General features: G+C 63.7%; 18 protein-coding genes and 1 riboswitch. Of the genes, 11 read left to right on the top strand and 7 right to left on the bottom strand.

From position 1 onward, the window contains the following. Nucleotides 1-146: transposase (locus AB4074_RS03620; RefSeq protein ID WP_441412282.1), on the top strand; the 146-nt coding region annotated here is incomplete at its 5' end. Between the two features lie 211 nt (nt 147-357). On the opposite strand, the gene AB4074_RS03625 is transcribed toward AB4074_RS03620, so the two are convergent. The 4 genes from AB4074_RS03625 to alr all read right to left on the bottom strand — a co-directional run bounded on the left by AB4074_RS03625 (nt 358) and on the right by alr (nt 5234). Then, entirely contained in the window at nt 358-1503 is a 1146-nt protein-coding gene (locus AB4074_RS03625) for a hypothetical protein (RefSeq protein ID WP_441412147.1), read from the bottom strand. Beyond that, nucleotides 1504-2220 (bottom strand): ATP-binding cassette domain-containing protein, encoded by a 717-nt coding sequence (locus tag AB4074_RS03630; protein WP_441412148.1) that lies wholly within the window; start codon nt 2218-2220, stop codon nt 1504-1506. A gap of 196 nt (nt 2221-2416) precedes the next feature. Then, on the bottom strand, nt 2417-4024 hold the full coding sequence (locus AB4074_RS03635) for a PucR family transcriptional regulator (RefSeq protein ID WP_441412149.1): 1608 nt from the start codon (nt 4022-4024) through the stop codon (nt 2417-2419). Continuing rightward, a complete protein-coding gene (alr, locus tag AB4074_RS03640) occupies nt 4014-5234 on the bottom strand; it encodes an alanine racemase (RefSeq protein ID WP_441412150.1) in 1221 nt (406 codons plus the stop codon). Before alr ends, AB4074_RS03635 begins: the two co-directional genes overlap by 11 nt. Before the next feature lie 219 nt (nt 5235-5453). On the opposite strand from alr, the gene AB4074_RS03645 reads away from it, so the two are divergent. Both AB4074_RS03645 and AB4074_RS03650 read left to right on the top strand, forming a co-directional pair. Further along, on the top strand, nt 5454-6884 hold the full coding sequence (locus AB4074_RS03645) for an amino acid permease (protein WP_441412283.1): 1431 nt from the start codon (nt 5454-5456) through the stop codon (nt 6882-6884). After that, complete coding sequence (locus tag AB4074_RS03650) at nt 6881-8617, top strand: flavin monoamine oxidase family protein (RefSeq protein ID WP_441412151.1); 1737 nt, start codon at nt 6881-6883, stop codon at nt 8615-8617. Before AB4074_RS03645 ends, AB4074_RS03650 begins: the two co-directional genes overlap by 4 nt. Here the strand turns inward: AB4074_RS03650 and AB4074_RS03655 are convergent. The 3 genes from AB4074_RS03655 to purU all read right to left on the bottom strand — a co-directional run bounded on the left by AB4074_RS03655 (nt 8614) and on the right by purU (nt 10921). Next, nucleotides 8614-9138: a gamma carbonic anhydrase family protein gene (locus AB4074_RS03655; protein ID WP_441412152.1), complete on the bottom strand. Its 525-nt coding sequence runs from the start codon at nt 9136-9138 to the stop codon at nt 8614-8616. The genes AB4074_RS03650 and AB4074_RS03655 overlap by 4 nt on opposite strands. An 82-nt stretch (nt 9139-9220) precedes the next feature. Beyond that, entirely contained in the window at nt 9221-9910 is a 690-nt protein-coding gene (locus tag AB4074_RS03660; protein WP_441412153.1) for a class I SAM-dependent methyltransferase, read from the bottom strand. Between the two features lie 150 nt (nt 9911-10060). After that, nucleotides 10061-10921: a formyltetrahydrofolate deformylase gene (gene purU / locus AB4074_RS03665; RefSeq protein WP_441412154.1), complete on the bottom strand. Its 861-nt coding sequence runs from the start codon at nt 10919-10921 to the stop codon at nt 10061-10063. Between the two features lie 35 nt (nt 10922-10956). After that, a riboswitch (ZMP/ZTP riboswitch) is annotated at nt 10957-11042 on the top strand. 105 nt (nt 11043-11147) lie between these two features. On the opposite strand from purU, the gene glyA reads away from it, so the two are divergent. The 8 genes from glyA to AB4074_RS03705 all read left to right on the top strand — a co-directional run bounded on the left by glyA (nt 11148) and on the right by AB4074_RS03705 (nt 18497). Next, nucleotides 11148-12446 carry a serine hydroxymethyltransferase gene (gene glyA / locus AB4074_RS03670; protein ID WP_441412155.1) on the top strand — a complete coding sequence of 433 codons (1299 nt, stop codon included), beginning with the start codon at nt 11148-11150 and terminating at the stop codon, nt 12444-12446. An 8-nt stretch (nt 12447-12454) separates the two neighbouring features. After that, nucleotides 12455-13366, top strand: a complete 912-nt coding sequence (locus tag AB4074_RS03675) for a bifunctional methylenetetrahydrofolate dehydrogenase/methenyltetrahydrofolate cyclohydrolase (protein WP_441412156.1) — start codon at nt 12455-12457, stop codon at nt 13364-13366. Nucleotides 13367-13468: 102 nt separating this feature from the next. Continuing rightward, on the top strand, nt 13469-14599 hold the full coding sequence (locus tag AB4074_RS03680) for a sensor histidine kinase (protein ID WP_441412157.1): 1131 nt from the start codon (nt 13469-13471) through the stop codon (nt 14597-14599). Next, nucleotides 14596-15261: a response regulator gene (locus tag AB4074_RS03685; protein WP_441412158.1), complete on the top strand. Its 666-nt coding sequence runs from the start codon at nt 14596-14598 to the stop codon at nt 15259-15261. Before AB4074_RS03680 ends, AB4074_RS03685 begins: the two co-directional genes overlap by 4 nt. Before the next feature lie 133 nt (nt 15262-15394). Continuing rightward, on the top strand, nt 15395-15694 hold the full coding sequence (locus AB4074_RS03690) for an SHOCT domain-containing protein (RefSeq protein ID WP_441412159.1): 300 nt from the start codon (nt 15395-15397) through the stop codon (nt 15692-15694). Between the two features lie 229 nt (nt 15695-15923). Next, nucleotides 15924-16853, top strand: a complete 930-nt coding sequence (locus tag AB4074_RS03695; protein WP_437773973.1) for an ABC transporter ATP-binding protein — start codon at nt 15924-15926, stop codon at nt 16851-16853. Then, nucleotides 16846-17667 carry an ABC transporter permease gene (locus AB4074_RS03700; protein ID WP_441412160.1) on the top strand — a complete coding sequence of 274 codons (822 nt, stop codon included), beginning with the start codon at nt 16846-16848 and terminating at the stop codon, nt 17665-17667. The genes AB4074_RS03695 and AB4074_RS03700 overlap by 8 nt, the downstream gene beginning before the upstream one ends. Further along, on the top strand, nt 17664-18497 hold the full coding sequence (locus tag AB4074_RS03705; RefSeq protein ID WP_234751259.1) for an ABC transporter permease: 834 nt from the start codon (nt 17664-17666) through the stop codon (nt 18495-18497). The genes AB4074_RS03700 and AB4074_RS03705 overlap by 4 nt, the downstream gene beginning before the upstream one ends. Nucleotides 18498-18504 lie beyond the last annotated feature (7 nt).

Consider the following 18504-nt stretch of genomic DNA (forward strand, 5'->3'; position numbering starts at 1 on the left):
GCAACGGCCCCACGGAAGCGCTCAATGGCAGGCTCGAACACCTCCGCGGCTCCGCCCTCGGCTTCCGGAACCTTGCCAACTACATCGCCCGATCACTCCTCGAGACCGGCGGATTCAGACCCCGGCTACACCCTCAAATGCGATGAGCCTGTTAAGCGCGGTGAAAATTCCCACACTGATCATTGGATCAAAGTTAAAGACGTTCAAGCCAAGTGAGACAATCATGACGACTATCACCGTGAGCAGGACCCCGATGATGACAGTGAATGGGTTTCCTTTCTCGGGAGGGAAAGCGATGCCAACCAAGGTTGATATGAGAACGTTGCTCAAGCAGAATCCCGCCACGGGCAGGCACGCTTAGATGGCAACTCCCTGTGCCAAGGAAATTGCGATGACTGGAATGCCCACAGTTATCAGGAGGACGCCTTGCGAGCCTATGAGGCGTAAGTAGTTCGCAGCGGTGCTGCCCGGATAGGTCACCATGCGTCGCAGGGGCTCCGAGTTTGAAAATGCATAGACTCCCTGAAACGTTATGAGGGCAAGCGCGTAGGGTGGCAACACCAAGTGCTCGATCCAGGTAAAGACTGAATAGACGATGACAAAAGAGACGGCCACCATTGTTTCGAAACTCCGAAACAAGACCAGAATGTAAACGCCGAACTTCCGCCCTGCCAACCATGAAGGCAGGAAGACGAAGAAGCGAGGCATTGGGACGTAGTTCCTGGGTGCGACCGCCACTATTGCTGGAATTAGTGCTGCTGATGTCGCAAGCAGCACTAAAGTGGAAAACCAGAGCCCGACGTCTTCCTGCAGCTTTGCGTAGAGCAAAGCAGGCGCGAAGTAGTCCCGCCCGTTTACGTAGCTTTCGGTGATCTGGCTGCCCTGTTCGTTGGTTTGAGGAAAGGCGACCGCCAGCCCGAAAGCAAGCACCATCGGGACTATCAGGCCACGAAGTCGAGCTATCCTGAGGGCCTGTAGAGCACGTTCAAGCAGATAGTAGCCGAGGCTCAGAAGCAGGTACGTTGAAATAGCGGGGAACCAGATGGACGCCAGAACCCTCGGAATGTAATCTGTCCCCTCGATCAGCACGGTTGAAATTGAGAAAGCACCGAAAATGAACACGGTCACGAGGAGGACGAGGGACGACTCAAAGAGCGCAAATGCCATGGTCCTTTCCTTGTTGGTCACCGGCAGATTGAAGGAGAGCCTTAGAAGCTCATCGGCCTTCATAAACAGCACCCGGATTAGTGTGTACGCAATAAGTACCCAGAATCCGACGGATGCGTTGGCTACTTGAAGAACAGGCTCAAGTAGGCCGGTTCTACCGAGATACTGGCGGATGACCACATAGCTCAACGCGTTGAATCCGGCGAACGCGACAACGAGTAGGAAAATGGCAGAAAGCCGAGCAGCCGGGCTGGCCAGCAGTCCTCGTCCCAGGACGCGTCTCACGATGAAGAGCCAGAACAGTCGAAACAGCAGGACAACGCTCTTGAGGCGCATTTATGATGGTTCCATTGCTTGAATGAATTCGTTGGCAAGGTCAGCTATCGTGCCGTGATCTTGGATAATTTTCCGGACCGGAGCCTGAACCACCAGTGCCCCTTGGATGAGAAGCGCCAGCTCGTCAGCGACGTGTTCCAACATGGTGACGTCATGACTGCACAGCAGAACTGACCGGCCTTCTGTGGCAAGTTTCCGGATGTCGCGTTCAAAGAGGTTGATGGCGTCGATGTCGACGCCATTGAGGGTTTCATCGATTACGGTAAACCTTCGTCGGAGCATGAACGCGGCGATGAGTTGCAATTTCTTCCTCATGCCGTGCGAGTAGTCTTCGATCAAGTCTCGGTGCCTGTCGCGCATGGAGTACCTGACGAATTGAGTCCTCAGTGCCGCGTGATCCATGGGTTCTCGGTAGAGGCCGTGCATAAAGCGCAGGTATTCCTCGCCTGTGAGGAACTCAGGGAGGTAATCATTGCTGGATAGGTAGATCGAAGACATCGTGGCGCTGCGGCTCTGACTGCTTTCAGACCCGATGCGGACGCGGCCGCATTGAAGTTGGAGCAGATCCAGGATGACCTTTATCAGGGTGGACTTCCCGGACCCGTTGGGACCAATGAGGCCCATGACCTGGTCCTCGGCGATCGTGAACGAGACATCATGAAGCACTTGTGTTCTGGAGTTGTAGGCGTAGTTGACGTTGGCAACGCTGAGAGTCATGAGGCGAATGCTAGGCCCGGAAAACCCCGTCTCAGTGGTCAAACGGCGAAATTAAGTGGTGGAACCGGCCAAAATACGTGCAAAATCGACGTTTCTCAGTGTGCCTGCGGCCCCGTCTAGGTGTTTTAAGCAACACAACACGTAGAAAGTGCCGCCGCCAGCAAATGCCGGGACGACAGCTAGGCACGGCCCAGAACTAGGCGCCCCCTCCGCCCACTAACCCGTCCGTGTACTGCAGCGCGATCCAGAGTTCCGCGCGCACTTGTGCCTGGTTCAGGTCGGTGTCGAGCAGTTCGGCGAGCAGTCCGATCTGGCGGCGCACGCTGTTGCGGTGCAACCCCAGCAGTTTGGCGGAGGCGTCCCAGCTGCCGTTTTCGCTCAGCCAGCCCCGGAGCACTGCCAAGAGGGGATCGCGCCGGTCGGCTTCCAAGGCAAGCACCGGTTCAAGAAGCCTCGCGGCCAGCATGGACCCGGCCTCGCGTCCCAGGAGCCCGGTGATGGACCAGGTCACCTCGTCAACTCTGGCGCTCCGCCCGCTGGACTGGACCCGTGAACGGAGCGACGTCACGCGCTGGTGTGCCGCGCCGAGCCCGGTCAGTTCCGTCGGGTCCCCGATGACCAGCCGCCAGCCGAGCTTTTCGACGTCCGCCAGGAGCGCGTCGTCCACCTTCAAACGAGTGATCGCGGCGAATCCGTAATCGGTGATTTCCACCAGTTTTGTATCGAAGAGGCGCCGCCACTGCAATAGCTCGCGCACCGGGCTGTCACCGGCCGGCCACACGGGGGAGTCCACCTTGATTCCTTGGACCACGCGCAGGGGAGCGGATCGCGTGGAGGACAGGCTTTGGGCGAGGAGGTCCTTGAGCCCGTTGATGTGCCGTGTTCCGCCGTTGGCAAGGCTTTCAGGGTGCAGCAACAATGCCGTCGCCAATTGGCTCGGCGCCAGCGAGCCGCTGGTCCGTTGGCGGACGAGCAGCTCCAGCAGCCCCACCACCGACTGCACCACGCTGTTCTGGGCGGGAGTCAGCGCAGCGTCCGAGCCCAGGATCAGGGCGCCCAGATTGGCGTCCTTGGTGCTCCGCAACGGGTGGCCGAAAACCATCGCCGATCCCGGCTGCTCAAAGCCGTCCACCTCAACCCGCGGCCCGCTGCCCGAAAGGAGCCGTTCCAGCATGGGCTCCAGTAGTGAATGCTCGACGCCGGTGCTGCCGCCGGCAGCGTGGGCGCGCGCACGTACCCGCCCGTCCGCTCCGACGAGAAGTGCCCAGACGGGCACCTTTTGGACCAAAGCGGCGAGCAGCTCGTGTTCCGGCCGAGGGGAGAGGACTGCCCGCATGAGTTGCCTGTTGGTGTCTGCGAGCCGGCGGAAGACCTTCGCGTTATCCGATTCCAGGAGCTGGGAGAACTCAAGCCCGATCGCGGCGAACGGGATGGACTCCGGGATCTCAATCAAGGTGAGCTGGTGCCCTCGGCACGCCTTGAGCAGCTCGGCCGGGACGGCGTCGAAATACGGCCTGATCCCGAACCCCAGCGCCGCCACCTTGGCCCCCACCAGCCGCTTCACGTACGCATCGACGTTTTCCCTGGACCCGCCATCACCCAGGAAAGGGAGTCCCGCGGTCAGCAGGAACTCCCCCTCCGGCAGGTAGGGGGTGGGATCGTCCAGTTCGCTGGGTTCAACCCAGCGCAGCAGCTCCCCGCCGCTGCCGCCGTCGTGGAGTATCTCCAACTCTGGCGGCAGCTGCTTCAGGAACTGCTCAAGCGTGACGAAACTGAGGCGGCCTGGGGTCGGCTCAGGCGACATCGCTCGGTGCCTCCTGGTAATCGGGGCACTCGTAGGCACTGGACTCGTACACGCGGGGGAGCCGCGGTGCGATCCGGTTGATGATCTCGTCGCCGTGGCTTCCGATAGCGGCGCCCCAATCGTCGGCGCTCGCAGCCCCTCCGGCCGGATCGCCGAACAGGACCGCCGTGTCTCCGACCTCGATTCCGGACGCATCCGGGCCGAGGTCCACCATGAACTGGTCCATGCACACCTTGCCGATCACGGGGACTTTCCGGCCGGCGATCTGGACCAGGCTCCTGCCGCTGATGCCTTTGGGGATGCCGTCGGCGTAGCCGAGGGGAATGAGGCCGAGATAGCGGGGCTCATGCGTGATGGCCTGGTGTTCGTAACTGACGCCAGTCCCTGCCGGGACTTTCTTGACCATGACGAGCGGCGCGGTGACGCTCAAGGCGGGGCGAAGTCCAAAGTCGGCGGGATCCAGATGGTCCGCCGGGGCGAGTCCGTAGATCGCCAGTCCGGCGCGGACCATGTCGAAGTGGAATTCGGGCCGGTCCAGGATGTTTGCCGAGCTCGACACGTGCCGCAGCTGCGGGTCCAGGCCGGCAGCTCGGGCTTCGCGAACGGCGTCTTCGAACTCCGCCACGGCTGCGGCGTTGCCAGGGTGGGCGGGTACATCGGCCCAGGCCAAGTGGGTCCAGATGCCGCGGACAAGCACCGTGCCGTCCTCCTCGGCCTGGTGAGCCCGGGCCACGAGTTCGGGCCAGTCTTCCTTGCGTGCACCGCCGCGGCTGAGGCCGCTGTCCAGCTCCAGGTGCACGACGGCGGGGCGGCCCAATTGCCTCGCGATCCCTGCTAGAGCCTCAAGTTGACCGACGCTCCCAAGCGAAACGTCGACGTCGTACTCGAGTGCCTCACGGATCGTTGCGCTGGTCTGGGATGCCAGATATAGCCACGACAGGACCGGCACGGTGATGCCCGCCTGGCGAAGTGCAATGGCTTCGCTCAACTGGGCGGTTCCCAGCCAATCAGCGCCTGCCGCCACCGCCGTCCGGGCCACATCCACGAGGCCGTGACCGTAGCCGTTCCCCTTGACGACGGCCATGAAATGCGGCGCGGCGGTGCGCTTCTTGAGTGCTTTGATGTTGTCTGAAATCGCAGACAGGTCAACGCTGACCTGCCCGGAAAGCGCCGCTTCCGGCGTCGTTTCTGATTGTGCAATACGTCTCATGGTTGATCACTATAGGTCATTTTGCACCGCCGTGAGAGCTGGCTCACAGGCTTACGGTTGTCAGGGGAAACCGCCAACTACTCTGAAGGGACGTCAACGGTGACTGTGCCTACCTCCACCCAGACCAAGCCAACGCACGCCACGAATACAGATGCCGGCAATGCCGCCCGCCGCCCGGGACTCGGTTCGCAGCTCCTGCGCCGCAAGCCGATCGGGCAGATGGTCAGCGAAGCCGGAAGCAGCCAAAGCGGTACGCCGCTCGTCCGCAGCTTCGGTGTCCTTCAACTGACGATGATCAGTGTCGGCGCGACCTTGGGCACCGGCATCCTGGTGATCCTGGGCGAATCCGTGCCGCTGGCCGGTCCCGCAGTCTGGATCTCCTTTGTGGTCGCGGGCTTGGCCGCACTGTTCTCCGCAGTGTCCTACGCCGAAATGGCGGGCCTCGTGCCCGTTGCCGGGTCCAGCTACTCCTACTCCTACGCCACGATGGGCGAGGGCATGGCCTGGATCTGTGGTTGGTGCCTCGTCCTCGAATACGCGGTCTCCGTGGCTGCCGTGGCCGTCGGCGCCGGGCAATACGTGAACGAAACCCTCGCCGCGTTCGGCCAGTTCCTGCCGGACGCGATGTCCCAGCCGCCGGGGAGCGGCGGCGTGGTCAACATCCCGGCCATGCTGATTGTGGTCCTCGCGATGGTCCTGCTGGTGCGAGGTGCCAAGGAAAGTGCCTGGATCAACACCGTGATCGTGACCATCAAGATCGTCATCCTGCTCTTCTTCTGCGCCGTTGCGTTCACCGCGTTCAACGCCGGCAACTTCGAACCCCTCATGCCCATGGGCGCCGCGGGTGTTTCGGCCGCCGCATCCAGGGTGTTCTTTTCCTACATCGGCTTCGATGCCGCTTCCACAGCCGGTGAAGAGGCCCGCAACCCCAAGCGCGACCTGCCCCGCGCCATCCTGCTCTCCATGGTGATCGTGACCAGCATCTACGTCCTGGTTGCCGTGGCCGCCATCGGCGCCCGCCCCTGGGAATGGTTCGGCGGCACCGAAGCAGCCCTCGTCCAGATCCTCGAGGAAACCACCCACCAGCCCTGGATCGCGCTCGTCTTCTCCATCGGAGCCGTGCTCGCCATCGCCAGCATCGTGCTGACCGTGCTCTATGGCCAGACCCGCATTCTGCTCTCCATGTCCCGCGACGGACTGGTCCCGGAGGTCTTCGGCCGGATCTCCCCGCGCACCGGAACCCCGGTGGCCGGAACGCTCATCGTGGGCACCGCTGTCGCCCTCACCGCGGGCCTCGTCCCGCTCGGCGCGCTGGCCGACGCCACCAGCATCGGCACCCTCTTCGCGTTCGCGCTGGTGAACGTCGCTGTGATCTACCTGCGGCGCAACCGCCCCGAGCTCAAGCGCAGCTTCCGCGTACCGCTCTACCCGATCACCCCGGTCCTGGGCACGTTGATGTGCGCCTACCTCATGGCCAACCTGGGGGCCGACACCTGGGTGGTGTTCGGCGGCTGGATGCTCGTGGGGATCGCCCTCTACTTCGGATATGGACGCCGGAACTCCAAGGTAGCGGCCCTGACCGAACAGGAATACCGTGAACTATCCGCAAGGGTCGCTGACCCGGAAACTGTGAAGGCAGAACTTTCATGACCATCGCCACCGAATTGCCCACGGAACCCACACCCCGCGCGGGGCACACTGGAATTTCCCAAGCAACGCCGGCCGACGCTCCCATCACCATGCTGAACCCGGACTTCCCGTTCAGCTACGACCACTACCTGGCCCACCCCAACGGCCTGGCGGTTGTTCCGCCGGAGCTGTACGGCACGGAGGTCGCGGTGATCGGTGCCGGCCTCTCGGGACTCGTGACGGCCTACGAGCTCATGAAGCTCGGGCTGCGCCCCGTGGTCTACGAGGCCGACCAGATCGGCGGGCGGCTGCGTACCGCGAGCTTCCCCTCCGCTCCCGGAGTGGTGGCAGACCTCGGCGGCATGCGATTCCCCGTCTCAGGCAAGGCGTTCTACCACTACGTGGATCTCCTCGGCCTGGACACCCAGGAATTCCCCAACCCCCTTGCGCCTGCAACCTCAAGCACTGTGATCGAGTTGGCCGGGCAGAAGCACTACGCCGCCACCTCTGCCGATCTGCCGGAGTTCTTCCACGAAGTCGCCGCAGCCTGGAAGGCCGCAGTGAATGACGGCGCCGCGTTCCAGGAAATGCAGGAGGCGATCCGGGCCCGCGACACCAAGCGAATCAAGGAGCTGTGGAACGAGCTGCTCCCGCTCCTGGATGAGCAGACCTTCTACGGTTTCATCGCCGCAAGCACGTCCTTCAAGGAGGCCGGATTCGCGCACCGCGAGGCCTTCGGGCAGGTAGGTTTCGGCACCGGTGGTTGGGACACCGACTTCCCCAACTCCATCCTCGAAATCCTGCGCGTCGTCTATACGGACGCCGATGACCAGCACCGGCTCATCACCGGGGGCGCGCAACGGCTCCCCGAGGCACTCTGGCACCACGCGCCGTCGGGCATGGCTCACTGGCCAGAGGGCACCTCGCTGGCATCGTTGCATTCCGGTTCCCCCCGCGGAGCCGTGGACCGCATCGAGCGAGACAGTGTTGACGGCCCTTCGGGCCAACTCATGGTGCGCGAACGTTGGGGCCGCGAAACCGGGTACCCCGCCGTTGTGACCACCTGCCAGTCCTGGCTGCTGTCAACGCGCATCCACACCCAGGAGTCGTTGTTCCCCTCGGAATTGTGGACAGCGATCGAGCGCTCGCACTACATGCAGTCGTCCAAGACCTTCGTGATGGTTGACCGGCCGTTCTGGAAGGACATCGACCCCGAAACGGGCCGTGAAGTGTTGTCCATGACCCTGACCGACCGGCTCAACCGGGCAACGTACCTGCTTGACGACGGCCCGGACAAGCCTGCCGTCATCCTGCTTTCCTACACGTGGAACGACGACGCCCTGAAGTGGCTCTCGCTCAGCGCCGAGGAGCGAGTCAAGCTCATGCTCCACTCCCTCGAGCAGATCTACCCCGGTGTGGACATTGCGAGCCACATCGTGGGCCAGCCCATCACCGTTTCCTGGGAGGCCGACCCCAACTTCATGGGTGCCTTCAAGGCCAACCTGCCCGGGCACTACCGCTACCAGCAGCGACTGTTCACGCACTTCAAGCAGGACAAGCTGCCGGAGAGCCAGCGGGGCATCTTCCTAGCCGGCGACGACGTCTCGTTCACCGCAGGCTGGGCCGAAGGCGCCGTCACCACGGGGCTCAACGCTGTGTGGGGCGTGGTGAACCATCTTGGTGGTTCGTCCGTGGCAGGCAACCCCGGTCCCGGTGACTTGTTGGACGAGCTGGGTCCGATCAGCCTGGACTAGCTTTGCGCGTGCATCTCGCGGTGCGCCGCCGCTAGCTCCCTGTAGTGGGCCGCGTTGCGCTTCACGCCGTCGAGCTCTTCCTCGCTCAGTTCGCGGCGCACTTTGGCGGGCACCCCGGCAACCAAGGATCGCGGCGGGATGACCGTTCCCTCAAGTACGACCGCGCCGGCGGCCACCAGCGAACCGGCACCGATGACGGCTCCGTTCAGGATGGTGGCGCTCATGCCGATAAGGCAGTCGTCCTCCACAGTGCATCCGTGGACGACGGCGCTGTGGCCGACGCTCACGCGCTCGCCGACGGTGCAGGGGAAACCGGGGTCGGCGTGCAGGACCACATTGTCCTGCAGGTTCGAGCCGGCGCCGACGCTGATTGCGGCGGTGTCGGCACGGACCGATACGCCGTAGAAGGCGCTGGAGCCCGCGCCGAGGGTGGCCTTGCCGATGATGGAAGCGGTGGGTGCCACGAAGGCGGTGTCATGGATGGCCGGAGTATCCCCGGCGAACGTGTAAATGGGAGCCATGGGGCAAGCCTAGAACACGCTGGTCCCAACCCAACTGGCTCGCAGTAGGTGTCGTTTTGGCGCCTCATAACGACATCTGCTGCTAGTCAGTTGGGCCGGGAGGCGTCCGGAGGACCAGGAACTGGTAATGCTGGGTCCAATGACCAGCACCGGGTCCGGACTCGACACCCGTTCCCTCGGGCCAGGTTTCAAATTGTTCCACCGTGCCGTAGGCACCGAAGATGCGGCGCACGGTGTCGTCGCTCCGCCGGCTGAAGAACCGCCGCGGCTCGTCTTGGTCCTCGGGGTTGAGGACTTCTTCATCGTCACCGGACCAGAGCCCGACGGCGATGGGCGCACCAGCCGCGCTGACCCGCACGAGTTCACGGACGACGTCGTGGATTACCGCGTTGGGGACGTGCAGGAGGGTGCTCATGGTCCACACGGCCGGGAAAGTGGCATCGGCGAACGGCAGGGACCGGCCGCTGGCAACGCTGGCGTCGAGCCCTTTGGCACGGGCGACGTGGATGCTCTCCTCGGACAGGTCAACGCCGGTGTAGTGCAGTCCCGCCCGCACGAATTCCAAACCTTCGACGCCGGTGCCGCAGCCTAGTTCGAACAGCGAGTGCCTGTGTTCCTCCTTGAGCAGGCGAATGAACCAATCGCGGCATTCCGTCCGACGCGGGGTCATGGCGCGGGTGTTCTGGAAGGCGGCATGCCGGTCGTAGTAAACAGCCAGGTTCGCTTCGTGATTGTCTGTTTCGTCGCTGAGTGCCCTCCGGGTCCCGTCCATGGACCCAGCGTAGAACACCCAACTAACTAGCAGTAGATGCCGTTATGACGCCTCAAAACGACAACAAATGCGTGGGCCCACGCCGCCAGGGTTCCCTGGCCGAGCTTGCGAGGCGAGGGTGGCGGTGGGGACTAGTTGGGTGGGGGAGCGCTAGTTGAAGACCACCGTGCGGGTGCCGTCGAGCAGGACGCGGTGCTCGGCATGCCACTGCACCGCCTGTGCCAGCGTGCGGCCCTCGACGTCGCGGCCCATCTGCACGAATTGCTCGGCGGTGCGGGCGTGGTCCACCCGGATGACTTCCTGCTCGATGATCGGGCCCTCGTCGAGGTCCGCCGTGACGTAATGGGCGGTGGCGCCAATGATCTTCACGCCCCGGGCATGCGCCTGGTGGTAGGGCTTGGCGCCCTTGAAGGAGGGCAGGAAGGAGTGATGGATGTTGATGGCCTTGCCGTTGAGCTCGGTGCAGAGCTCGCTGGAGAGGACCTGCATGTAGCGCGCCAGGACGGTCAGCTCGATGCCGTGCTCGTGGATGAGCTCGAGCAGCTTCGCCTCGGCCTGGGCCTTGGTGTCCGGAGTGACAGGGATGTAGTGGAAGGGGATCCCGTAGAACTCCGCCAGGCCTTCGAGGTCCCGGTGGTTGGACACGATGGCCGGCACCTCGATGGGGAGGGTGCCAGTGCGTTGCTGGAAGAGCAGATCGTTGAGGCAGTGTGCGTCCTTTGATCCCAGGATCAGGGTACGGACCTTCTGGCCCACGGGGTTGATCTGCCACTTCATACCGAATGCTTCGGCCACCGGGGCCAGCGCCGAACTCAGTTCAGCCTGGGTCGAGGACGTCGTGGCTTCCACTCGCATGAAGAAGTTTCCCGTGCTGGGGCTGCCGTATTGCTGGGAATCGGCGATGTTGCAGCCGGCCTCCAACAAAGCGCCTGCAACGGCGTGCACAATTCCGGGCCGGTCCGGGCAGGACAGGGTTACAACAAAAGACGTAGGCAGGGTGGAGTCAGTCACACGCAAAGCCTACCGTTGCGCACCTGTTGTACTGTTTAAGTCGTCGCGACTGGCGTTGGGTGGTGTACCACCAGGGAGCGGCATTGATGAAGACCACGGATCGTACGCCTGGGCCGAGGGTCACGTTTTACCGCCGCTGTGCCATGCCCCGTAATCAAAGGCATGGAAAAAACCCAGCCGGTAGCCTGACCTGTAGAAATACCCGTTGCCTATCCAGGAGATCTTCGTGACCACCACCACCATCACCTCCGCGACCATCAGCAACCAGCCGCTTTCCGAGCTCGACCCCGAGATCGCAGCAGTTCTGGAACAGGAACTCGGCCGCCAGCGCGGCACCCTGGAAATGATCGCTTCCGAGAACTTTGCGCCCCGCGCCGTCATGGAGGCCCAGGGCTCGGTCCTGACCAACAAGTACGCCGAAGGCTACCCGGGCCGCCGCTACTACGGCGGCTGCGAATACGTGGACATCGCCGAGCAACTGGCCATCGACCGCGTGAAGGCGCTCTTCGGCGCTGAGTACGCCAACGTCCAGCCGCACTCGGGTGCGCAGGCCAACGCCGCAGCCCTGTCCGCCATGATCACTCCTGGTGACAAGATCCTCGGCCTTTCCCTCGCCCACGGTGGCCACCTGACCCACGGCATGAAGCTCAACTTCTCCGGCAAGCTTTACAACGTAGCTGCCTACCAGGTTGAAGAAGACAACTTCCGCGTGGACATGGACAAGCTCCGCGAACAGGCCATTGCCGAGAAGCCGCAGGTCATCATCGCCGGCTGGTCCGCTTACCCGCGCCACCTCGACTTCGCAGCCTTCCGTTCCATCGCCGACGAGGTTGGCGCGCTCCTCTGGACGGACATGGCCCACTTTGCGGGTCTTGTCGCAGCAGGCCTGCACCCGAGCCCGGTGCCGCACTCCGACGTCGTTACCTCTACGGTGCACAAGACGCTGGCCGGCCCCCGTTCCGGCGTGATCCTCGCTAAGCAGGAATGGGCGAAGAAAATCAACTCCAACGTGTTCCCGGGCCAGCAGGGCGGCCCGCTCATGCACGTGATCGCCGCAAAGGCCGTTGCTTTCAAGATCGCTGCCGGCGAGGAGTTCAAGGAGCGCCAGGAGCGCGTCCTCGAAGGTGCCAAGATCATTGCCGATCGCCTCAACCAGGCCGATGTCGCCGAAGCAGGCGTTTCTGTGCTGACCGGCGGCACCGACGTCCACTTGGTCCTCGTGGACCTGCGCAACTCGCAGCTAGACGGCCAGCAGGCCGAAGACCTCCTGCACTCGGTGGGCATTACCGTCAACCGCAACGCCGTTCCGTTCGACCCCCGCCCGCCGATGGTCACCTCCGGCCTGCGCATCGGTACGCCGGCCCTGGCTACCCGCGGCTTCGGTGCCACCGAATTCACCGAAGTTGCCGAGATCATCGCTTCGGCGCTGAAGGCCGGCTCCGCTACTGACGTCGAAGCCTTGCAGGCCCGCGTCGACAAGCTCGCCGCCGACTTCCCGCTGTACCCGCAGCACGAGCAGTGGTGAACCCGTCCATGGCGCAGACCGCGAAGATCCTTGACGGCAAAGCCGCCGCCGCCGCCATCAAGTCTGAGCTGACTGAGCGTGTCGCTGCCCTGAAGGCCCGCGGCGTAACTCCGGGCATTGCCACTGTGCTCGTAGGTGCGGACCCTGCCTCGCAGCTTTACGTGTCCATGAAGCACAAGCAGTCTGTGGAGATCGGGATGAACTCGATCCAGCGTGAGCTTCCGGCGGATGCCACCCAGGCCGAGGTTGAGGCCCTCATCGACGAACTCAATGCGGACCCCGCCTGCCACGGTTACATCGTGCAGCTTCCGCTGCCCAAGCACCTGGACACCGACGCCATCCTTGAGCGGATCGACCCCGCCAAGGATGCCGACGGCCTGCACCCGACCAACCTGGGCCGGCTGGTGCTCAACGTCAACGGAGAGATCACCTCGCCGCTGCCGTGCACACCCCGCGGCGTCATCGAGCTCCTGGAGCGCAACGGCTATAGCCTCGCCGGCAAGCACGTTGTGGTTGTCGGCCGCGGCGTCACGATTGGCCGCTCGATCGGTCTGCTGCTCACCCGGCGGGCCGTGAACGCCACCGTGACGCTGACGCACACCGGCACCAAGAACCTCTCGGAGCTGCTGCGGCAGGCGGACGTGATTGTAGGCGCGGCGGGTGCCAAGCACATCGTCAAGCCTGCGGACGTGAAGCCGGGCGCGGCCGTGCTCGACGTCGGTGTCACCCGTGAAACCGACCCCGAGACGGGCAAGAGCAAGGTCCACGGCGACATCGATCCCGCCGTTGCCGATGTGGCGGGCTGGATATCGCCGAACCCCGGCGGAGTGGGTCCCATGACTGTGGCGCTGCTCATGACCAACGTGGTCGAAGCCGCGGAACGCCAATTGGCAGCCGGAAGCGTCTCCGGCGTCGCCTGATTGTGCTCCCCAGCGCCGTGTAGGGCGCCTACTCCCGCGGGAGTAGGCGCCCTACATCGTTAACCCGACGACGTCGGCGCCCTCCGCGGCTAGGCTCGGAGCATGCAGCGGCGTTTCCAGGGTCCGCCCACGAGTTTCATCGTGATCGCGGTGGCCCTGATCCAGGTCTTGGGGACTGTATTTTCGGCGAGCCATCAGGCTTCCCTGCGCCCCTTGGACCCGCTCGCCTTCATGCTGCTGTTGGCGGGCCCCGCGGCCTTGGCTTTCCGGACCCGCAGGCCCGCGGTCATGCTGCCGATCACCCTCGCGGCCACGTCCAGCTATTTACTCCTCGGTTACGCCTGGGGTCCGATTGTGCTGTCCCTGGCTTTCTCGATCGTCCTCACCGCCGCCGCAGGGCTGCGCTGGCAGGCCTGGCTTGGGGCGGGGATTTGCGCTGCAGCCGTCGTTCTGATGGCTGTCCTCGCAGGGGATGAGACAGGGCTGGTCCGGGCCTCTGCCGGTGTTGCCTGGGCGGCGATCCTTGTCCTGATCGGTGAAGGCTTCCGACGGCGGGGCGAGCGGATGGCCGAATACCGACAACGGCGGGAGGCCGCGAAACAGGCCGAACGGGACGAGTACCGTCTCACGCTCGCCCGCGATATCCACGATGTGGTGGCCCACTCCCTGTCGATGATCAACGTCCAGGCTTCCGTGGCGCTCCATCTGGGAACGAACGATCCCGAGAAGCTCCGCCCGGCGCTGGAAGCCATCAAGGCAGCGAGCAAGGAATCCCTGGCCGAAGTCCGTCAGCTCCTCGGTGTGCTGCGCGACGACGCCCCGCTGAGTCCCGCGGCGCCACCAAGCCTGGGGCGGATCCCGGAACTCGTGGACGACGCGAGGCGAGGCGGCCTGGAGGTGCGGTTCGAAAACTCGGTAGAGGCGGACCGGGCAGGCACAGCGCAGCAGGAAGCCGCCTACCGGATCGTCCAGGAAGCCCTGAGCAACGTCCGCAGGCACGCCGGCGCGGCGTCCGCCGTCGTACTTCTAGAATTGGCCGGGAATGCGCTCAGGGTGAGGATCGACGACGACGGCGGCGGCCTCCGGGGAGCTCCCGCCGGGAACGGGCTGAGGGGCATGCGGGAGCGCGTCGAGGCCCTTGGTGGCACGCTTGGCCTGACGCCGCTGGAGCCCGGGCTGCGCGTGGAAGCGAACCTCCCTCTGAACTCCAACAAGGGAGAACGCCAGCCATGATCCGTTTGCTGTTAGCCGACGACCAGAACCTTATCCGGGCGGGATTCCGGGCGCTCCTGGACGCTGAACCGGACATGGAAGTGGTAGCGGAAGCGGGTACCGGCCGGGATGCCGTCAGGCTGGCCGAGCGTGAGGCGCCCGACGTCGTGCTCATGGACATCCGCATGCCTGATGGCGACGGGCTCGCCGCAACGCGGCAAATCCTGGCCAACCCCCGCCTCGCGCGCACCCGCATCATCATCCTCACCACGTTTGAGCTGGACGAATACATCGCCGAGGCCGTGCGCGCGGGTGCTGCCGGCTTCCTCGTCAAGGACACCGAACCGGAGGAACTGATCCGCGCCGTGCGGGTAGTGCACGACGGCGACGCGCTCCTTTCGCCATCCGTGACACGCCGCATCATGGCCCAGCTCGCCCTGCACAGCAAAGCTGCGTCGAAGACAGTGCCCCTGGGCCAAATCACCGAGCGCGAACGGGAAGTCCTGGCGCTGGTAGGCGAGGGCCTGAACAACGCAGAGATCGCCGAGCGGCTGTTCATCACCCCGCTGACAGCGAAGACGCACGTTTCACGGATCATGACCAAACTGCTGGTCCGGGACCGTGCGCAATTGGTGGTGCTGGCCTATGAATCCGGATTGGTCCGCCCGGGCTGGAGCAGCTAGCCCTGGCCCGTAGTCTCCCGGGGGAGTAGGCGGCAGGGCGCAAGTGACTCCCTGTGGCTGACGCCTTTCGATGGGCCAAAAACCAGACTGGAACCAGAGCCGAGATACGGCCTGTTGAGAGTTTGGACTGGACATGTTGACATCACTGAGTACCACCATCGGCGCCGCGGCCGCGCAGCTTCCCGCCGACGTCGTCCATGGACCGGGGGACGGATTCGTCTTCTGGCCGTTTTTCCTCCTGATCCCGCTGTTTTGGTTCCTGGTCATCGGTTGCTTCATCTTCTTCGGCCGCCGGATGTGGCGCCGGAACCACTACTGGGCAGCAACCCAGGGCGCCGAAAGCGTGCTGAGGGAGCGCTACGCACGCGGGGAAATCGACGAGACCGAGTACCGCCAGCGCTTGGAAGTGCTGCGTACGCATCCGACGAAGTGAGGAACCGGCGGATTCTGCTGGATCACTCGTCTGGATAAACCATCGGGCCTTGGAATCACGCGGTTCCAGGGCCTGAGGCGCGGAGTGATCAAGCAGAATGCCGCTCAGGGTCCAGAGGTTTAATCCAGAAAATTGCGGAATACCTCTTTCACGTATTCCTTGGCTCTACTAGTCTGCTGGGGTGCACAATGAAGCCACCCGCTCTTTCTCCACGTCAGCCAGCTTCCAGATGAACCCACCCGCAGTCATCACAGCCGAAAACCTCACCAAGAGCTACGGCGAGCTCACCGCCGTCGACGGTATCTCGTTCGAGGTTCCGGCGGGGGAGTCCTTCGGCCTGCTTGGCCCGAACGGCGCAGGCAAATCGACCACCATGAAAATGATCGGCGGAGTTTCCCAGCGTACGTCCGGGAAGCTCAGCATCATGGGCTTGGACCCGGAAACCCATGGGCCGGAAGTGCGTGCGCATCTCGGGGTGGTGCCGCAGCAGGACAACCTGGACGAGGAACTGAAGGTCCGCGAAAACCTGATTGTCTATGGCCGCTACTTCGGCTTGCCGCTGAGCTACTTGCGTCCCAAGGCCGACGAACTGCTTGAGTTCGCCCAACTGACAGACAAAGCCAAGTCCAGGGTCGATGCCCTCTCGGGCGGCATGAAACGGCGTCTCACGATTGCCCGCTCGCTCATCAACGAGCCCAAGATCCTGCTCCTGGACGAGCCCACTACGGGACTGGACCCGCAGGCCCGGCACATCCTCTGGGACAGGCTGTTCCGGCTCAAGGAACAAGGCGTCACGCTGATCCTCACTACCCACTACATGGACGAGGCCGAACAGCTTTGCGACCGGCTGATCGTGGTGGACAAAGGCCGGATCATGGCCGAAGGCTCGCCCGCCAGCCTGATCCGCGAATACTCCACACGCGAGGTGCTGGAACTCCGCTTCGGCTCTGAACGCAACGCCACCATCGGCGTCGAACTCGCGGGCATCGGCGAACGCGTCGAGACGCTTCCGGACCGGGTGCTCATCTACGCGAACGACGGCGAATCGGCCTTGGAGCAAGTCTCCGCGCGCCGGCTCCGTCCCCTCACTTCGCTCGTGCGGCGTTCTTCGCTGGAGGACGTCTTCCTCCGGCTGACCGGACGGAGCCTCGTTGACTAGCGCCCACTCGCCGGCCGTTTCCGCCAGCCGGGCGAAGCGCTGGGGATCCTTCTTCTACGCCGAGCAGGTGCTGAGAGTGATGCGCGGCTACGGCTGGTCCGTCTTCCTGTACAGCGTGGGGCAGCCCGTGGCGTACCTGTTCGCGATGGGCGTCGGGCTGGCGAGCCTGGTGGATGCGAACAGCGCGGCGGTGTTCGGTGGCGTGAATTATCTGACCTTCATTGCGCCGGCACTTTTGGTCTCATCCGCGGTCATGACGGCGTCGGGGGACTTTTCCTACCCGATCATGGACGGCTTCAAATGGCGCCGCGTGTTCTATGGCCCGCACGCCTCACCGCTGGTACCGCAGCAGATCGCCGCGGGCCACATCATGGCCAGTGCCTTGAAGTTCCTCGTGCAATCAGTGGTGTACTTCGCCATCGTGGCCATGTTCGGTGCCTCGCCGAGTCCGTGGGGCTGGGTGTCGGCGATAGTTGCCACGGTGGCCGGTTTGTCCTTCGGGCTGCCGCTCATGGCCTATGCCTCAAGCATCACCAAAGACTCCGGCCAGTTCGCGTTGGTGCAGCGATTCATCGTGGTGCCGCTGTTCCTGTTTTCGGGCACCTTCTTCCCGCTGGATTCGCTGCCTCTTGGGGTGCGCTGGATCGGCTGGATCTCCCCGGTGTGGCACGGAACGCAACTCGGCCGCGTCTTCACCTATGGACTCGAGGAAAATCCCTTGTTGACCCTGACCCACGTCGTGTTCCTTGTGGGCGCCGCCGCTGCAGGTTGGACGCTGACGCGGCGCCAGTTCGTCAGGAGGATGGGGGCATGAGCGTTCTTACCGGGGGCCACAGCGCCACTGACGCTGCCCGTGAGCGTACCTTCGGCCCGCTGTACTCCCGCAACGCGCTTGCTGTTGTATCCCGTGGCCTCATGGCAGCGAAAAGCAGCACCTGGTTGATCCTTGTATCCGGATTCTTCGAGCCGGTGCTGTACCTGATTTCCATGGGCGTGGGACTCGGGCCCATAGTGGGCACCGTGGCGGGACCGGGCGGCCAGGAAATCAGTTACGCGGCCTACATCGCTCCCGCGCTCCTGGCCGTGTCCGCCATGAACGGCGCCGTCTATGACTCCACCTGGAACGTCTTCTTCAAGATGAACTTCGCCAAGCTGTACCAGGGAATGCTCTACACCTCCCTTGGACCGTTGGACGTAGCCATCGGGGAGATCTTCCTGGCCCTGCTGCGCGGACTCCTGTACGCCACGGGGTTCACGGCCGTCATGGCAGTCATGGGACTGATCACCACGCCATGGGCCATCCTCGTCATCCCGGCCTCAGTACTGATCGCTTTTGGCTTTGCGAGTTTCGGCATGGGCATCACCAGCTTCATGAAGACTTTCCAACAGATGGACTGGATCAACTTCTTCATGCTGCCCATGTTCCTTTTCAGCGCCACCTTCTACCCGCTGAGCGTCTATCCGCAATACATCCAGTGGCTCATTCAAGCGATGCCGCTATGGCACGGCGTGGAACTCCTGCGGCAGATCAGCATCGGTTCCTTCAGCCCGGCCACGGCAGTCCATATCGCCTACTACCTCGTGATGATCGCCCTCGGCATCACGCTCACTACCGGAAGGTTGCGCAAGCTCTTCCTGAAATAGCCGGGCA

It is taken from the genome of Arthrobacter sp. 2MCAF14, from assembly GCF_052115645.1.
Classification (GTDB): domain Bacteria; phylum Actinomycetota; class Actinomycetes; order Actinomycetales; family Micrococcaceae; genus Arthrobacter.

Excerpts from the sequence above, each read along its gene's own strand:
- AB4074_RS03645 (WP_441412283.1), top strand. The coding sequence starts at position 5,454 with ATGGTCAGCGAAGCCGGAAGCAGCCAAAGCGGTACGCCGCTCGTCCGC.
- AB4074_RS03685 (WP_441412158.1), top strand. The coding sequence starts at position 14,596 with ATGATCCGTTTGCTGTTAGCCGACGACCAGAACCTTATCCGGGCGGGA.
- AB4074_RS03690 (WP_441412159.1), top strand. The coding sequence starts at position 15,395 with ATGTTGACATCACTGAGTACCACCATCGGCGCCGCGGCCGCGCAGCTT.
- AB4074_RS03660 (WP_441412153.1), bottom strand. The coding sequence starts at position 9,910 with ATGGACGGGACCCGGAGGGCACTCAGCGACGAAACAGACAATCACGAA.
- AB4074_RS03695 (WP_437773973.1), top strand. The coding sequence starts at position 15,924 with ATGAACCCACCCGCAGTCATCACAGCCGAAAACCTCACCAAGAGCTAC.
- alr (WP_441412150.1), bottom strand. The coding sequence starts at position 5,234 with ATGAGACGTATTGCACAATCAGAAACGACGCCGGAAGCGGCGCTTTCC.
- AB4074_RS03635 (WP_441412149.1), bottom strand. The coding sequence starts at position 4,024 with ATGTCGCCTGAGCCGACCCCAGGCCGCCTCAGTTTCGTCACGCTTGAG.
- AB4074_RS03625 (WP_441412147.1), bottom strand. The coding sequence starts at position 1,503 with ATGCGCCTCAAGAGCGTTGTCCTGCTGTTTCGACTGTTCTGGCTCTTC.
- AB4074_RS03655 (WP_441412152.1), bottom strand. The coding sequence starts at position 9,138 with ATGGCTCCCATTTACACGTTCGCCGGGGATACTCCGGCCATCCATGAC.
- AB4074_RS03680 (WP_441412157.1), top strand. The coding sequence starts at position 13,469 with ATGCAGCGGCGTTTCCAGGGTCCGCCCACGAGTTTCATCGTGATCGCG.
- AB4074_RS03650 (WP_441412151.1), top strand. The coding sequence starts at position 6,881 with ATGACCATCGCCACCGAATTGCCCACGGAACCCACACCCCGCGCGGGG.
- AB4074_RS03675 (WP_441412156.1), top strand. The coding sequence starts at position 12,455 with ATGGCGCAGACCGCGAAGATCCTTGACGGCAAAGCCGCCGCCGCCGCC.
- AB4074_RS03705 (WP_234751259.1), top strand. The coding sequence starts at position 17,664 with ATGAGCGTTCTTACCGGGGGCCACAGCGCCACTGACGCTGCCCGTGAG.
- AB4074_RS03630 (WP_441412148.1), bottom strand. The coding sequence starts at position 2,220 with ATGACTCTCAGCGTTGCCAACGTCAACTACGCCTACAACTCCAGAACA.